General features: G+C 68.7%; 14 protein-coding genes and 1 riboswitch. Of the genes, 3 read left to right on the top strand and 11 right to left on the bottom strand.

The genetic code is table 11. The features are described from left to right. The first annotated feature begins 470 nt into the window (after positions 1-470). Both A6A29_RS24615 and A6A29_RS24610 read left to right on the top strand, forming a co-directional pair. Positions 471-1,055 (top strand): hypothetical protein, encoded by a 585-nt coding sequence (locus tag A6A29_RS24615; protein WP_073722908.1) that lies wholly within the window; start codon positions 471-473, stop codon positions 1,053-1,055. 330 nt (positions 1,056-1,385) lie between these two features. Continuing rightward, positions 1,386-1,592 (top strand): DUF5999 family protein, encoded by a 207-nt coding sequence (locus tag A6A29_RS24610; RefSeq protein WP_073722906.1) that lies wholly within the window; start codon positions 1,386-1,388, stop codon positions 1,590-1,592. Between the two features lie 81 nt (positions 1,593-1,673). On the opposite strand, the gene gcvP is transcribed toward A6A29_RS24610, so the two are convergent. After that, a complete protein-coding gene (gene gcvP, locus A6A29_RS24605; RefSeq protein WP_073722904.1) occupies positions 1,674-4,559 on the bottom strand; it encodes an aminomethyl-transferring glycine dehydrogenase in 2,886 nt (961 codons plus the stop codon). A gap of 194 nt (positions 4,560-4,753) precedes the next feature. Beyond that, positions 4,754-4,851: riboswitch (glycine riboswitch) on the bottom strand. A gap of 132 nt (positions 4,852-4,983) precedes the next feature. Here gcvP and A6A29_RS24600 point away from each other — a divergent pair. Beyond that, positions 4,984-5,355, top strand: coding sequence for a PRC-barrel domain-containing protein (locus tag A6A29_RS24600; RefSeq protein ID WP_073723006.1), 372 nt, complete (start codon positions 4,984-4,986; stop codon positions 5,353-5,355). Here A6A29_RS24600 and A6A29_RS24595 read toward each other — a convergent pair. The 10 genes from A6A29_RS24595 to A6A29_RS24550 all read right to left on the bottom strand — a co-directional run bounded on the left by A6A29_RS24595 (position 5,277) and on the right by A6A29_RS24550 (position 15,268). Beyond that, positions 5,277-6,752, bottom strand: a complete 1,476-nt coding sequence (locus tag A6A29_RS24595) for a DNA polymerase IV (protein WP_073722902.1) — start codon at positions 6,750-6,752, stop codon at positions 5,277-5,279. The genes A6A29_RS24600 and A6A29_RS24595 overlap by 79 nt on opposite strands. 99 nt (positions 6,753-6,851) lie before the next feature. Further along, on the bottom strand, positions 6,852-7,469 hold the full coding sequence (locus A6A29_RS24590; RefSeq protein WP_073722900.1) for a MerR family transcriptional regulator: 618 nt from the start codon (positions 7,467-7,469) through the stop codon (positions 6,852-6,854). A gap of 168 nt (positions 7,470-7,637) precedes the next feature. Next, entirely contained in the window at positions 7,638-8,111 is a 474-nt protein-coding gene (locus A6A29_RS24585; RefSeq protein ID WP_006123076.1) for a bifunctional nuclease family protein, read from the bottom strand. Between the two features lie 53 nt (positions 8,112-8,164). Beyond that, complete coding sequence (ftsR, locus tag A6A29_RS24580) at positions 8,165-8,908, bottom strand: transcriptional regulator FtsR (RefSeq protein WP_073722898.1); 744 nt, start codon at positions 8,906-8,908, stop codon at positions 8,165-8,167. A gap of 41 nt (positions 8,909-8,949) precedes the next feature. After that, positions 8,950-9,708, bottom strand: a complete 759-nt coding sequence (locus tag A6A29_RS24575) for an FHA domain-containing protein (protein ID WP_073722896.1) — start codon at positions 9,706-9,708, stop codon at positions 8,950-8,952. Positions 9,709-9,898: 190 nt separating this feature from the next. Next, complete coding sequence (locus A6A29_RS24570) at positions 9,899-10,699, bottom strand: DUF881 domain-containing protein (RefSeq protein WP_073722894.1); 801 nt, start codon at positions 10,697-10,699, stop codon at positions 9,899-9,901. Between the two features lie 5 nt (positions 10,700-10,704). After that, on the bottom strand, positions 10,705-11,037 hold the full coding sequence (locus A6A29_RS24565) for a small basic family protein (protein ID WP_003970459.1): 333 nt from the start codon (positions 11,035-11,037) through the stop codon (positions 10,705-10,707). Next, entirely contained in the window at positions 11,034-11,954 is a 921-nt protein-coding gene (locus tag A6A29_RS24560) for a DUF881 domain-containing protein (protein ID WP_073722892.1), read from the bottom strand. Before A6A29_RS24560 ends, A6A29_RS24565 begins: the two co-directional genes overlap by 4 nt. 97 nt (positions 11,955-12,051) lie before the next feature. Beyond that, positions 12,052-14,547, bottom strand: coding sequence for a mannose-1-phosphate guanyltransferase (locus tag A6A29_RS24555; RefSeq protein WP_073722890.1), 2,496 nt, complete (start codon positions 14,545-14,547; stop codon positions 12,052-12,054). Positions 14,548-14,659: 112 nt separating this feature from the next. Beyond that, positions 14,660-15,268, bottom strand: coding sequence for a CDP-alcohol phosphatidyltransferase family protein (locus A6A29_RS24550; protein ID WP_073722888.1), 609 nt, complete (start codon positions 15,266-15,268; stop codon positions 14,660-14,662). Positions 15,269-15,414 lie beyond the last annotated feature (146 nt).

The following is a 15,414-nucleotide window of genomic DNA, read 5'->3' as shown; positions in this document are numbered from 1 at the left end:
CAGTGTGCGCGGCCCGTGGACCAGGCCGCTCGCATCACGATCGATAATGCCCAGTCGAGGTGATCCATAACGCCCCGCGGGCGCCGGACACCCGCTAGTCTTCGACGGGATCGGGCGGGCACATTCCGTCGGCATGCGGCAATGTGGGGTTTCGGTCGAGAAGCACGTGGTGGAATCACCGATGAGTTTCGGCCCTACCGCTGCATCGGAAAAGTCCCAGGCGAGGGACGAACGGGGCGGACGGAATCATCATAAACTCCACAATTCAAAGTCCTGATGCCACCTTGTGGGCCATATCCGAAACGGCTAGTGGAAGCATCGAGGGAACACTTTTCGTATAAACTCCGCGGGCGAGGCAGAGAGTTGACGCAACCGGCCCGGTCCCGGCCCCCTCTGGCCCCCGCATGCCGACAGCGCCGTCTGCACCCACCCACGCATCACCGTGTCTCCGAAGTGAGAGGCAACCCACCATGCCGCTGCATGTTCCTCCGGCTCCCGCGCCCGCGCTGCGCAGCGTTCTCGCCGCACTCGGTTCTCCCACCGCAGTCCGCGAAGCCCGTACACCCGCTCTGCGGTCCGTCCAGGGACCGCTGAGCCCCGAACTCCCGCTCCCCGTCCACGTACTGGAACGGATCGTCGCGGGTGATACCGCGCCCCGTACCCGCCTCGCCGCATGGCGGTTCCTGATCCGCAGCGAGGAGCGCGCCGTCGCGGCGGCGGACACGATGCTCACCCCGGACGGCTGGGCCTTCTCCCATTTCTTCGAGGGGCCCTACCTCGCCTCGACGGAACTGGCCGTACGGCAGGCGGAGGCGTCGGCCTCCGCTTACCAGGCGCGCCTGCTGTCCATCCCGGAGCTCTACATGCTCACGCTGTGGCTGCACGGCGACACCGAGGCCGATGCCTCCGGCGGTACGCTGGCCCCGACCGATGTGCTGGTGCCCCTGGCGCCCGCCCCACCGGGTATCGCCGCGCACCGTCCGCACCGCGTCGCCGATCTGCTTCCGGTGATGACCCTGCGCGTCACTCCGGGTCCGCTGCTCAGTTCGGCCTGAGCCGAACCCGCCCTTCCGCGCACGTACGCCCCCGCGGTTGCCCGTCCCACCGAACACGAGGTGGTGGGACGGGGAACGGCGGGGGCGCATTCCTACCCGTCCGGACTAGCCCGGTCCGGCCACCCCGAACCACCCAAAGGGACAGTGTTGTTGCGCTGAACCGTCCTGCCGGGTGATGCGTCATGAGAGGAAGACAGGAGCTGCGGTGAAATCCCTGCGGAATGACGCCCGTAGGGCAACACTGGGACCCGGCCGACTGATACGGGGACGGCCATGAACACCTCAGCCAGCCGCAGGACATTCGAATCGACGCAGCGAAAGAACCCAGCCATGTGCCAGCACCAGCCACCCTGCCCGACCGCCGACTCCGCCGACCGGGAAGCCGCGCGCCTGACGTCACACCACCCGGAACAGGGCTGGAGCCTCCTGTGCAACGGCGTCCTGCTCTTCGAGGACACCGGTGAGCTGCTGCCGGACGGGCAGATCATCGCCCCGCACCGGCCGCTGGGGGTCGGCCGGGTGATGAAAGCCGCCTGACCGCGGCCGTACGAAGGGGGCCGGCCCGGAGGATCTCCGCACCGGCCCCGACGCATGTCCGCGCACGCCTTACGGCATCCGTCAGTTGTCGTACTCGTCCAGCGGCGGGCAGGAGCAGACCAGGTTGCGGTCGCCGAAGGCACCGTCGATCCGGCGCACCGGCGGCCAGTACTTGTCCGCGGCCGACACCCCGGCCGGGAAGACGGCCTCCTCGCGGCTGTAGGCGTGCGTCCACTCGTCACCGAGCGCGGCCGCCGTGTGCGGGGCGTTGCTCAGCGGGTTGTCGTCCGCACTCCACTCGCCCGAGGCGACCTTCTCGATCTCGCCACGAATGGCGATCATGGTGTCGCAGAAACGGTCGAGCTCGGCGAGGTTCTCGCTCTCGGTCGGCTCGATCATCAGCGTCCCGGCCACCGGGAACGACATGGTCGGCGAGTGGAAGCCGTAGTCGATCAGCCGCTTGGCGACATCGTCGATGCTGACACCGGTCGCCTTGGAGATCGGCCGCAGATCCACGATGCACTCGTGCGCGACCAGTCCGGCCGGGCCGTTGTACAGGATCGGGAAGTGCGGCTCCAGACGCTTGGCGATGTAGTTGGCGGCGAGCACGGCGACCTGCGTCGCACGCTTCAGACCCTCGCCACCCATCAGCCGGACGTACGCCCACGAGATCGGCAGGATGCCGGCCGAGCCCCACGGGGCGGCCGAGATCGGGCCGACGCCGGTCTCCGGGCCCGCGGCGGGCTGGAGCGGGTGGTTGGGCAGGTACGGCGCGAGGTGCGCGCGGACCCCGACCGGGCCGACACCGGGGCCACCGCCGCCGTGCGGGATGCAGAAGGTCTTGTGCAGGTTCAGGTGCGAGACGTCGCCGCCGAACTTGCCGGGCTTGGCCAGGCCGACCAGCGCGTTGAGGTTGGCGCCGTCGACGTACACCTGGCCGCCCGCGTCGTGCACCTCACCGCAGATGGCGGCGACATGCTCCTCGAAGACGCCGTGCGTCGACGGGTACGTGATCATGAGCACGGCCAGCTCGTCGCGGTGCAGTTCGATCTTGGCTCGCAGGTCCGCGATGTCGACCTCACCGTCGTCGGCGGTCTTCACCACGACGACCTTCATGCCCGCCATGACGGCGCTCGCGGCATTGGTGCCGTGGGCCGAGGACGGAATGAGGCACACGGTGCGCCGGTCGTCGCCGTTGGCCCGGTGGTACGCCCGTACGGCCAGCAGACCGGCGAACTCACCCTGCGAACCCGCGTTGGGCTGGATCGACACGGCGTCGTAGCCGGTGACCTCGGCGAGCCGTTCCTCCAGCTCACGGATGAGGGTGAGGAAGCCCTGCGCCTGCTCGGCGGGCGCGAAGGGGTGCAGCGCGCCGAACTCCGGCCAGGTGATCGACTCCATCTCGGCGGTCGCGTTCAGCTTCATGGTGCAGGAGCCGAGCGGGATCATGCCGCGGTCCAGCGCGTAGTCCCGGTCGGCGAGCTTGCGCAGGTAGCGCAGCATCGCGGTCTCGGAGCGGTGCTGGTGGAAGACCGGGTGGGTGAGGATGTCGTCGCCGCGCAGCAGGGTCCCGGGCAGCGTGTCGGCGGCCGCGGCGTCCAGCGCCTCGATGTCGCCGTCGGCACCGAAGGCGGCCCAGACGGCGGAGACCTGGGTGCGGGTCGTGGTCTCGTCGCAGGAGAGGGAGACCACGTCGGCGTCGACGAGGCGCAGGTTGACCCCGCGCTCGCGGGCGTCGGCGATCACGGCGGCGGCCTTGCCGGGCACCCGCACGGTCAGCGTGTCGAAGAACGCGCCGTGCACGACGTCGACGCCGGCCCGCCGCAGGCCCTCGGCCAGGATCGTGGCGTAGCGGTGGGTGCGCCGGGCGATCGTCCGCAGCCCGTCGGGGCCGTGGTAGACGGCGTACATCCCGGCCATGACGGCGAGCAGCACCTGTGCGGTACAGATGTTGCTGGTGGCCTTCTCGCGGCGGATGTGCTGCTCGCGGGTCTGCAGGGCCAGTCGGTACGCCTTGTTGCCATCGGCGTCGACGGAGACGCCGACGAGGCGGCCGGGCAGGCTGCGGGCGAACTTCTCACGGACGGCCATGAAGCCCGCGTGCGGACCGCCGAAGCCCATCGGTACACCGAAGCGCTGGGTGGTGCCGACCGCGATGTCCGCGCCCAGCTCGCCGGGCGAGGTGAGCAGGGTGAGCGCCAGCAGGTCGGCGGCCACGGTGACGATCGCACCGAGTTCATGGGCCTGCTCGATCACGGGCTTGATGTCCCGGACGGCTCCGGAGGCACCCGGGTACTGGAGGAGCACGCCGAAGACCCCGCGCTCCACGAGCTCCGCCGGGATACCGCCGGTGAGGTCGGCGACGACGACCTCGACACCGGTCGGCTCCGCGCGGGTCTCGATCACGGCGACGGTCTGCGGCAGGGTGTCGGCGTCGACCAGGAAGACGCCGTTCTTGACCTTGCCGACGCGCCGCGCCAGCGCCATGGCCTCGGCCGCCGCGGTGCCCTCGTCGAGCAGGGAGGCGCCGGAGGTGGGCAGCCCGGTCAGCTCGGCGACCATCGTCTGGAAGTTGAGGAGGGCTTCGAGCCGCCCTTGGGAGATCTCCGGCTGGTACGGCGTGTAGGCCGTGTACCAGGCGGGGTTCTCCATGACGTTGCGCAGGATCACCGGCGGGGTGAACGTGCCGTAGTAGCCGAGCCCGATCATCGGGGCGAGCACCTGGTTGCGGTCGGCGAGCGAGCGCAGTTCGGCCAGCACCTCGGCCTCGGTACGGGCCGACGGAAGGTTCAGGGCCTCCGCGCTCTTGATCACGTCGGGCACCGCGGCGGCGGTGAGCTCGTCGAGCGAGCCGTAGCCGACCTGGGCGAGCATCTTCGCCTGGGCCGCACCATCGGGCCCTATGTGGCGCTGCTCGAACGGAATGCCCTGTTCCAGCTGGGAGAGCGGGGTGCGACGGGGGGTCATGATGGAGGCCTCCTGGTCTGTCACGACCTGCGAGGGGCACCACGGCGTGGGTGCCCGAACGGCCTCCCCCTCTGTCATCTCAACCTGAGAGCTTCACCGGCCCGCCTCACGGCGCACCGGCTTTCACCGTCGGTGAGGGAGGGATCCGTCCCGGCACATGCCCGCACGAAACCCGCCCTGCTTTCCAGAGTGACCTCGTCCGTGCGGTACGGGGGCCTGAGAGATTCCGGGGAGGATTTGCTCCTTCGGCGCCTCCGGATTCTGCACCGGAGGACTCTCCCGCACGGGGTCAGCAGCCATATGCCAGCCTACCAGCGGGGTCCGGGCCGGATTTCTCAAGTGGCCGATGCCCGAGATCTGCACTTTTGTAGTGCTTGTGGAGTAGTTGCGACCACCCGAGCAGTTGCGACCAGTGGGAGGCACCGTGCAGACCGACATCGATCCGCGCAGCCTGATCGGCCGCAAGGCGTTCGACCGCAAGGGCGCCAAGATCGGAACGGTTGATGAGGTCTATCTGGACGATGCGACCGGAGTCCCGGAGTGGGCGGCCGTGCGCACCGGACTCTTCAGCAGAGACGCCTTCGTCCCCCTGGAACCCAGCGAGTTCGTCGGGGATTCGCTGCGGATCCCCTTCGACCGGGCGTTGATCAAGGACGCGCCGGACTTCGGCGTCGGCCGGCATCTCTCCCCGGAGCAGGAACTGCAGCTCTACCGCCATTACGGGCTTGACTCCCCGCCCACGGAGGAGACCGGTCCGGACCGGGACTTCGGCAGACTGGCCGGCCAGGAGGAGTAGTCCGCGGGGTCCCGCACCAGCGGCAGCGGATCGGCCGGACTCAGCTCCGGGTCGTCGACGCGGAACGTACGTACCCGGCCGGGTTCGTCGCCCGGCTCCTCGAACCGGACCGTCACCCGGCCCACCCCGCTCCCCTGCACCCAGCCGTGGCCGTGCACCGCGTGCCGTACGTCGTGCCCGGACGGCCAGCGCCGGGCGGCCGGCGGCTCGGCGCTCTCCAGCGCCGCTTCCTCGACGGTGGCCCCGGTGTCCGCCGTGCCGCCGTCCGACGCCGCGCCTTCCTGTGCCTCCGCCTCGGCCTCCGCTTCCGCCGCGTGCCGGGCATCGGCCGCCTGCGCGAAGAGATCCTCCTGGGTGAAGTCGGCGAGCCCCGTGACGCCCACTCCCAGGAGCCGTACGCCCCCAGTGGTGTCCACTGCCTCCAGCAGCCTGGCGGCCGCCTCACGCACCACTGTGGGGTCGTCCGTGGGCCCTCTGAGGGTCTCGGAGCGGGTCAGGGTCGAGAAGTCGTACCGGCGCACCTTGAGCACCACCGTGCGTCCGGAGCGCTCCGCGGCCCGCAGCCGCTCCACGCACCGGCCCGCCAGCCGCTCCACCTCCGTGCGCACCCGTACCCGGTCGTGCAGGTCGATGTCGAAGGTGTCCTCGACCGATACGGATTTGGCGTCCCGCTCGGCGACCACGGGACGGTCGTCCAGCCCCAGGGCCATCCGGTACAGCGAGACACCGTGAGCCCTGCCCACCAGCCGTACGAGCTCCGCCTCGCCCGCCTCGGCCAGGTCGTGGACGGTGGTCATACCGGCCCGCCGCAGATGGTCCCCGGTGGCAGGGCCCACTCCCGGCAGGATCCGCACCGGCATCGGCGCCAGCAGCTCCCGTTCGGTGCCCGGCTCGATCAGCAGCAGTCCGTCCGGTTTGGCCTCCTCCGAGGCGATCTTGGCGAGCATCTTGGACCCGGCGAGCCCGACGGATCCACTGAGCCCCGTCACCGCGTGGATGGCGGCACGCAGCTGCTCGCCCATCACCCGGGCCGACTCCGAGTCGTCCGCGACCCCGCCCGCCTCCAGATCGACGAATGCCTCGTCCAGGCTGAGCGGCTCCACCAACGGTGACAGCCTGCCCAGCAGCTCCATCACCTGGTCGCTCACGGTCCGGTACAGCGCGAAGCGCGGCACGAGGTAGGCCGCGTTCGGTGCCAGCCGGCGGGCCTGCGCCGTCGGCATCGCCGAGTGCACGCCCAGGCGCCGCGCCTCGTACGACGCGGTGGCGACCACTCCGCGCGGCCCGAGCCCACCGACGACCACCGCCTTGCCGCGCAGACTCGGCTTGGCTGCCTGCTCCGCCGAGGCGTAGAAGGCATCCATGTCCAGATGGAGGATGGTGGGCGCGGCTCTCACCTCACCGATGCTGCCCTACGCCACTGACAACGCGACCGCCCGGCACCCCGTGCGGGGTGCCGGGCGGTCCTGGCCGCTGCCGCCGGTCCGGTCAGCCGCTCATCCGGCGCGGTTGCGCCGACGCGCGAGTTCATCGGTGGGGTTGTTGCCGACCAGCGTCTCGCCGGTGTCGATCCGCTCGCCGTGCAACTGGGACAGCGCCGCGTCCACGTCCCGCCACACCACACCGACGGCGATCCCGAAGATCCCCTGCCCGCCCTGCAGCAGGGCCACGACCTCGGCGGGCGAGGAGCACTCGTAGACCGTCGCACCGTCGCTCATCAGGGTCATCCGCTCTAGATCCTGGAACCCCCGGGCCCGCAGATGCTGGACCGTCGTGCGGATGTTCTGCAGAGCGACCCCGGTGTCCAGGAACCGCTTGACGATCTTGAGAAGGACCACGTCCCGGAAACTGTAGAGACGCTGGGTACCCGAGCCGTACGCCGGACGCACGCTCGGCTCCACCAGCCCCGTGCGCGCCCAGTAGTCGAGCTGGCGGTAGGTGATCCCCGCCGCCGCACATGCCGTCGGTCCGCGATAGCCGATATCACTCGCTGCTGCCACGCCTTCCACCGCCACCGCAGCCGGCTGAACCGGCTGCCTGATGGTGTGGTCGGCTGCACTGCCGTGCTGCGGATACGGCCCGCCCGCTGCCGTACCGTCGCCGCTGCTTCTCACGCCGACCTCCGTCCTTGACCTGCCCACTCGAAGGTAGGCAGTCACTTGGGGTGCGTCAACGATCGCCACACTCGGCACGCCGAGTGATAATCACCCTGAGGGTGGTTTCCCGTGTCTCGCTACCGGGAAAGGCTTGTCGGATGCGCTGACGACACCCCTGCGGGACGGTCACTGACTGTTGGTACCGAAGTCCTCCGGCGAGATCTGGTCGAGGAATTCGCGGAACTTCTCCACCTCGTCCTCCTGCTCGTCGGGGATGGCGATCCCCGCGTCGTCCAGCACACCGTCACTGCCGTAGATCGGCGTTCCGGTCCGCAGGGCGAGCGCTATGGCGTCGGACGGCCGGGCGCTCACCTCGACCCCGCTGGCGAAGACCAGCTCCGCGTAGAAGACGCCTTCGCGGAGGTCCGTGATGCGGACCTCGGTGAGCTCCTGGCCGACGGCCTCAAGCACATCCTTGAAAAGATCATGGGTCAGCGGCCTGGCCGGAGCCATTCCCTGCTGAGCGAAGGCGATCGCGGTCGCCTCCCCAGGACCGATCCAAATGGGGAGGTACCGGTCGCCTCCCACTTCACGCAGGAGAACGATCGGTTGGTTGGAGGGCATTTCCACCCGGACACCGACAACGTCAAGCTCGTTCACACAGCAACCCTAGGACGTGCCCGCCATGTTTGGGTAGTCGGGCTCCTCCATGGTCAGTGGAGCCGGACCTGCAGAGCCGTCTGCACCAGGGCTGCGTGCAGCCTCACGGAGAGCTCCGCGAGCTCCGTAGCGGTGGCCTCCGCATGGGCTCTGGTCTGCGGATTCCGGTGCCGGCGCAAGGGCGCGACCACCTGTTCGATCAGTCCGGCCTCACGGTCGGCCGACGCCCTCATGGCCCGCAGATGACGAGGTTCCAGGCCGAATCGCCCCAGATCCGCCACAAGTCTCGCCACGGTGACCGCCTCGGCGTCGTAGCCGCCCTCCGGCATCGGCACGATCAGCCCGTACGACTCCCACTCGTCGAGCTGCTCCTCGCCGACCTCGGCCGCCGCGAGCAGCTCGGCGCGCCCGATCCGCACGGCGGTCGGCGTACCGAGGCCGGAGTCCCACAGGCCCTCGGTGAGATCCCGCTGGCCGCCCGGGGTGGGCAGCGCGGGCTGCTCCCCCCTGGCCAGGGCTTCGAGATGCCCCCGGATGACCTTCAGCGGAAGATAGTGGTCCCGCTGCATCCGGAGCACCTGCGCGAGCCGCTCGATATCGCCGGGGCTGAACTTCCGGTACCCGGAAGGCGTCCGCTGCGGCTCGATGAGCCCCTCGGCTTCCAGAAATCGGATCTTGGAGATGGTGACTTCGGGAAACTCGTCGCGCAGCTGGAGAAGCACCGTACCGATGCTCATCGAGCGGGCGTCCGCGGTGGCGGTGCCGTGACCGGCACCGCCTGTCGGTGTTCGCAGCATGGGCCTTCCTGGGGGTCCCCCCGGACGGAGTGGGGGAAGGGTCACACGCCCCGCTGGCTCGGGTAGAAGACCAGCCGGTACTTACCGATCTGGACTTCGTCGCCATTGGACAGCGCGACGGAATCGATGCGCTCACGGTTGACATAGGTGCCGTTGAGGCTGCCGACATCACTCACGGTGAAACTACCGTCCGGGTTCCTGCGGAACTCCACATGACGCCGCGACACGGTCACATCGTCGAGGAAGATGTCGCTCTGCGGGTGCCGGCCGGCCGTGGTCAGATCCCCGTCCAGCAGGAAGCGGCTGCCGGAGTTCGGGCCGCGGCGCACCACCAGCAGCGCGGAACCGCCCGGCAGGGCGTCGACGGCCGCCTGAGCCTCCGGCGAAAGGGAAGGCAGGGCGGTCTGGCCCGTCGCCTCCGCCTCGTACGCCTCAAGACCGGAGATCGAGATCGTCGACGTCGTCTCCGAGGCACGCTCGGGGATACCGCCCCGCAGCGGCGCACCGCAGTTGGAGCAGAAACGGCTGGCCTCCGCGTTACGGTGCCCACACCTCGTACAGACCGGCGCGGACGAGCCCGACGGTGCGCCGGAACCTATGCGTCCGGCACCGGCGGGGTCACCGGACGGCACGCCGGGCGCACCCGGGACGTCACCGGCGGAACCGGATACTTCATCGCGGAAGAGCGGACGCTCCCCGCCCTGCTCCTCGCCCTGGCCTTGGCGCGGAGCACGGTGGCGGGCAGCGCTGTTGCTGTCCTCGCGGGCACTCTTTCCGAACAACTTCGCAAAAAACTTCACGGGCGATTCCCCTTGACCGACATAGACCCGCCCGTGGGGCAGGACGAACCCTGAATGAACACACCTGCCGACCCGGACATCTTCACAACGTCCGTATCCACCCGACAGTTTCCACCACGCGCCACCAATCCGTAGCGCCGACCCCCCGCAACCTCCTGCCCGTGTCCTTCCGCCCCCATGCGCCGGTGGCTCACTGCGACGACGACCGAGCGTAGTCAGGCTGCTTCGCCGGTCGCAAGGCGTCCACGACGATGTCTTCCGACCGCTCGACAACAGCGGTGGCCTGCTCCTTCTCCAGCGTCTGGACCACACCGCCGGGAATGTTGAGCGCCGGCTCCAGATCCTGCGGCTTACCGATCACCTTGAACTCATAAGGTGCTTCGATCTTCTTCCCGTCGACCTGGATGTCACCGCCGTCCCCGGCGAAGTACGTATTGGCCACCACGCGCACGCCGTTGACCTCGATCGCCTCGGCACCGGCCGCACGAAGCTCCTGGATGGCGTCGAGCAGCATGTCGGCCGCGACAGCACTACCGGGATCGTTGATCGTCAACGTGATGCCGGGGCCGTGCGCGGCCACAGTACCGGCGAGGATACCGAGCTGCCGCTCCTTTTCCAGCGTCTGCTTCCGGGCCTCCTCGGCCTGGTCGGAGCTGTTCTCCAGCTCCGTACGCTGATCGTCCAGACGCTGCTTCTCGTCCTCCAGACGCTGCGTCCGGTCGTCGACCTCGTCCAGGATCCGGACCAGGTCCTCCTGCCGCGCGCCACGCAGGGCGCTGTTGTCGCTGTTGGACCGGACCTGGATGGCCAGCCCCAGACCGAGGACGAACAACAGGAGCGCCACGATGAGTTGAGCACGGCTCACCCGGGGCGGCCACAGACCGGCCAGCAGCCGCTGGCGTCCGGAGATCTCCTGGCGTGCGGGCGCGGGTGCGTCGACCGGCTCGTCGCCGGTGCGCTCCTCGTTGCGGGGGGATTCTTCGTTACTCATCGGCCTCAAGCCCGGAAGACGTGCCGGCGGATGGCGGCGGCGTTGGAGAAGATCCGGATGCCGAGCACCACCACCACACCGGTGGAGAGCTGGGCACCGACACCCAGTTTGTCGCCGAGGAACACGATCAGCGCGGCCACCACGACGTTGGACAGGAACGACACCACGAAGACCTTGTCGACGAAGATGCCGTCGAGCATGGCCCGCAGCCCCCCGAATACGGCGTCGAGCGCGGCCACCACGGCGATCGGCAGATAGGGCTCGACCACCGCCGGCACCTCGGGCCGGACCAACAGTCCGACCACGACTCCCACCACGAGGCCCAGTACGGCGATCACGATGTGCCCTTCCCTGTGTCTGCCGCGCCACTGCCGGTGCCGGCGGACTTCGGCTCTGCTGTACGGACGATCAGGCTCGGCGCAGCCGGAAGCCGCACCTTCCCCTGACTGGAAATGCTGGTACGGATATCGAAGCTCTCCTGCAACGCGTGCAGATACTGACCGTCGGCGCTGTCCTGGAACGCGGCGCTGAGCTTCTTGCCGTCCCCCACCGCGAGCACCGTGTACGGCGGCACGAGCGGTCTGTTGTCGACCAGTATGGCGTCGCCCGCCGCGCGGATCGCCGACAGTGCTGTCAGTCGCTGGCCGTTGATGGCGATGGCCTCCGCGCCCGACTCCCAGAGGCCGTTGACGACGCGTTGCATGTCCCGGTCGCGCACCCGCCCGGTGTCGGCGAAGCCGGTCGACTCACGCGGCCCGCCACCGCCCTGGTCGGTGTCCTTGGCGTCGTCGACGACGAGCTTCACACCGGGCCCCTCGACCGGGGTGGCACCGGACAGCAGCGCCACGAGCTGGCCCTGGTCCCCGCCGTGCTGTTCGAGCGCCTTGCGCTGCCGCTCGCCCACATCGGCGCGCAGTTCCTCGACGTCCGACTCCAGCGTGTCCGCCGCGCTGGTCTCCGCGTCGATGCGGTCGATGAGCTCTTCGCGCTCCTTGGCCACGACCGGCGCCGACACCCTCGCCTCGGCGGCACCGAGGGTGACCACCAGAGCCGCCACCACCAGTCCGGCCGCCAGACCCAGTTTCGACTTGAGCGTGCGGGGCAGCCCCGCGCTCCCGTCGGCCTTGCGACGGGCCGTCGCCTCGGCGTACCCGTCGTCGAGACTGTGGTCCATCACATTGGTCAGCAGCGACATGGAAGCGTCGGGGCGTGCGGGTGGCGGGACGGTGCTCCGATCGGGGGGCTGCTGCGACATGCCGCACATCGTCGCACGTCACTACGGCTACCGCCGAATGGCCCCACCGGTACACCGGGAGCCGTGGCACGACAACTCCCGGTGCACCGCCCTCACATCAGTTGCCCGCGCTGTCCACGATCGCCGACCACTCGTCGAGCAGGGCCTGCGCCGAGGCGTCGTCGGGCCCTTCGGCCCACAGATGCGTGACGGCCTCCGCCCGGTCGGGCAGCACCATCACCCACCGTCCGTCCGCCTCGACCACCCGGACCCCGTCCGTGGTGTCCACGCTGCGGTCCCCCGCGGCCTCGACCACACGCCGCATGACGAGCCCCTTGACCGCCCAGGGCGTCGCCAGGTCGCGCCGCAGCACATGGGCGCGCGGAATGCGGGCATCGATCTGGCTGAGCGTGAGCTGCGTACGCGCGACGAGTCCGATCAGCCGCACGAAAGCGGCGGCGCCGTCGAAAACACTGCTGAATTCGGGAACGATGAAGCCGCCGCGACCGTCTCCTCCGAAGATGGTGGTCTCCTCGCGGCCCACCCTGGTCAGGTCGTCGGGTGAGGTGGTCGTCCACTCCACCTGTGTGCCGTGGTACGCCGCCACCTGCTCGGCGACGCGTGTGGTCGTCACGGGCAGGGCCACCCGCCCGCTGCGCCGCTCGGCGGCCACCAGATCGAGCATCACGAGCAGAGCCCGGTCGTCCTCGATGATCCGGCCGCGCTCGTCGACCAGCGACAGACGCTCGCCCACGGGGTCGAACCGCACCCCGAACGCGGCCCGCGCCGAGGACACGATCTCGCCGAGCCGCACGAGCCCGGCCCGCCGGGTCTCGGCCGACTCGGTGGGACGCGACTCGTCGAGCCCCGGGTTGATGGTCAGCGCGTCCACACCGAGCCGCCCGAGCAGGCTGGGCAGAACGAGCCCCGCACTGCCGTTGGAGGCATCGACGACGACCTTGAGCGCCGCCTCGGCGATACCGGTGGTGTCGACGTTACGGAGCAGGGAACCGGTGTACGAGTCGAAGACACTGGACGGGAAGTACAGGTCCCCGATCTCACCGGGGAAGGCCCTGCGGTATTCCTGGCGGGCATAGACCCGGTCCAGCTTGCGCTGTCGCGCCTGGGAGAGATCGGCGCCCCGTTCGTCGAAGAACATGATGTCCACCGAGTCGGGCACTCCGGGGGACGTACGAATCATGATGCCGCCCGCGCTGCCCCGTGCTGTCTGCTGGCGGGCCACGGGCAACGGCACGTTCTCCAGGTCCCTGACGTCGATGGCACTGGCCTGGAGAGCGGAGATGACCGCCCGTTTCAGCGCACGGGCACCACGCGAGTGGTCACGCGCCGTCGTGACCGTCGAGCCCTTCTTCAGCGTCGTGGCATAGGCACCTGCCAGCCGCACCGCCAGTTCGGGGGTGATCTCGACGTTCAGGATTCCGGAGACGCCACGGGCGCCGAACAGATGCGCCTGCCCGCGGGACTCCCAGATCACCGAGGTATTGACGAAGGCGCCGGCTTCGATGGTCTTGAACGGGTACACCCGCACATTGCCCTGAATGATCGATTCCTCACCGACCAGACACTCGTCGCCGATGACGGCGCCGTCCTCGATGCGGGCCGCCCGCATGATGTCGGTGTTCTTTCCGATCACACAGCCTCGCAGGTTGCTGTGCTGGCCGATGTACACGTTGTCGTGCACCACCGCCCTGTGCAGGAACGCCCCCGTCTTCACGACGACGTTCGACCCGATGACCGTGTGCTCGCGGATTTCGACATCCGCCTCGATCTTGGCGTAGTCACCGATGTAGAGCGGCCCGCGCAGCACGGCGTCCGGGTGGACCTCCGCGCCCTCGGCGACCCATACGCCGGGCGAGATCTCGAAGCCGTCGATTTCGACGTCGACCTTGCGCTCCAGCACATCGGCCTGGGCCTTCACATAGCTCTCGTGGGTGCCCACGTCTTCCCAGTAGCCCTCGGCGATATAGCCGTAGATCGGCTTGCCTTCCTTCATGAGCTGGGGGAAGACATCACCCGACCAGTCCACGGAGGTGTCGGCCTGGACGTAGTCGAATACCTCGGGCTCCATGACATAGATGCCCGTATTGACGGTGTCCGAGAAGACCTGGCCCCAGGTGGGCTTCTCCAGGAAACGCTCGACCTGTCCGTCCTCGTCCACGATCGTGATCCCGAATTCCAGTGGATTGGGGACCCTCGTCAGACAGACCGTGACCAGCCCGCCCTTCGCTTTGTGGAAGGCGATGAGGTCGGTCAGGTCGAAGTCCGTGAGTGCGTCACCGGAAATGACGAGGAACGTATCGTCCTTGAGCGCTTCCTCGGCATTCTTCACGCTCCCTGCGGTGCCGAGTGGCTTCTCCTCGTTGGCGTAGGTGAGCTCCATCCCGAGTTCTTCGCCGTCGCCGAAATAGTTCTTGACGAGAGAGGCGAGGAACTGGACGGTTACGACTGTCTCATTGAGCCCATGCCGCTTGAGCAGCCGCAGCACATGCTCCATGATCGGCCGATTGGCCACGGGCAATAGCGGCTTGGGCATGCTTGAGGTCATGGGGCGAAGGCGAGTGCCTTCTCCACCAGCCATCACGACGGCCTTCATGTCGGAAACGTCCTCCTAGAAGAGACGACGGCTAGCCGACTGTGCCCGTCGGGGCAGGTTCCAAGACATCAACCGCGGGCCGGCCACACTGCGCGACACCGCATCAACGAGCTCAATCGGCTACTGCATCCGCCTTGACGAGCCGGCGGACCTGAACCACGTAGAGGATCCCTGCCCACCAATAGAGAGTTGTACCCCATCCTGCGAACGCCCATCCGAAAATGGCGGCCAGCGTTGCCAGCCAACCACTTCCATCGCTGAGCAGCAACAAGGGGAACGCGTACATCAGGTTGAACGTTGCAGCTTTCCCGAGGAAGTTCACCTGCGGCGGCGGATAGCCATGGCGACGCAGGATTCCCACCATCACCAGCAACATCAGCTCTCGGGCCAGAAGTGCGGCCGTGAGCCAAAGCGGAAGGATCTCCCGCCAGGTGAGCCCGACAAGAGTCGAAAGGATGTAGAGGCGGTCAGCAGCCGGGTCCAGGAGCCGCCCGAGGCTGCTGATCTGGTTCCACCGGCGCGCGAGCTTGCCGTCGAGATAGTCGCTGATGCCGCTGAGCATCAGCACCAACAGGGCCCAGCCGTCACTGGTTGGCCCACCGAACACAGGGCGGAGAATCAGCCACAGGAAGAGCGGTACGCCGACCAGGCGAGCCATGCTGAGAATATTGGGGATGGTGAGGACCCGGTCCGTCTGAACCCGAGTCTCCTGGACCTCCACCCGGGGGCCTCCTGTGAAGAACGTGCCAATGATGCCCCCTGACCCTACCCTCAGCGACCGCCGACGGATGCACAGGGGTACGCGAGCACCGGCGAAAGGCCGGTGAACGCAGAAAAGCCCCGTACCTTGCGGTACGGGGCTTTCCC

Origin of the sequence: Streptomyces sp. TSRI0281 (assembly GCF_001905125.1) — a bacterium.
Lineage (GTDB): Bacteria > Actinomycetota > Actinomycetes > Streptomycetales > Streptomycetaceae > Streptomyces.
Note: the sequence above shows the minus strand (reverse complement) of the source record. Positions and strands in the feature narration are given on the sequence as shown.

Coding starts and splice junctions, on each gene's coding strand:
- A6A29_RS24570 (WP_073722894.1), bottom strand. CDS start 10,699: ATGAGTAACGAAGAATCCCCCCGCAACGAGGAGCGCACCGGCGACGAG.
- ftsR (WP_073722898.1), bottom strand. CDS start 8,908: ATGCTGCGAACACCGACAGGCGGTGCCGGTCACGGCACCGCCACCGCG.
- gcvP (WP_073722904.1), bottom strand. CDS start 4,559: ATGACCCCCCGTCGCACCCCGCTCTCCCAGCTGGAACAGGGCATTCCG.
- A6A29_RS24615 (WP_073722908.1), top strand. CDS start 471: ATGCCGCTGCATGTTCCTCCGGCTCCCGCGCCCGCGCTGCGCAGCGTT.
- A6A29_RS24560 (WP_073722892.1), bottom strand. CDS start 11,954: ATGTCGCAGCAGCCCCCCGATCGGAGCACCGTCCCGCCACCCGCACGC.
- A6A29_RS24555 (WP_073722890.1), bottom strand. CDS start 14,547: ATGAAGGCCGTCGTGATGGCTGGTGGAGAAGGCACTCGCCTTCGCCCC.
- A6A29_RS24610 (WP_073722906.1), top strand. CDS start 1,386: ATGTGCCAGCACCAGCCACCCTGCCCGACCGCCGACTCCGCCGACCGG.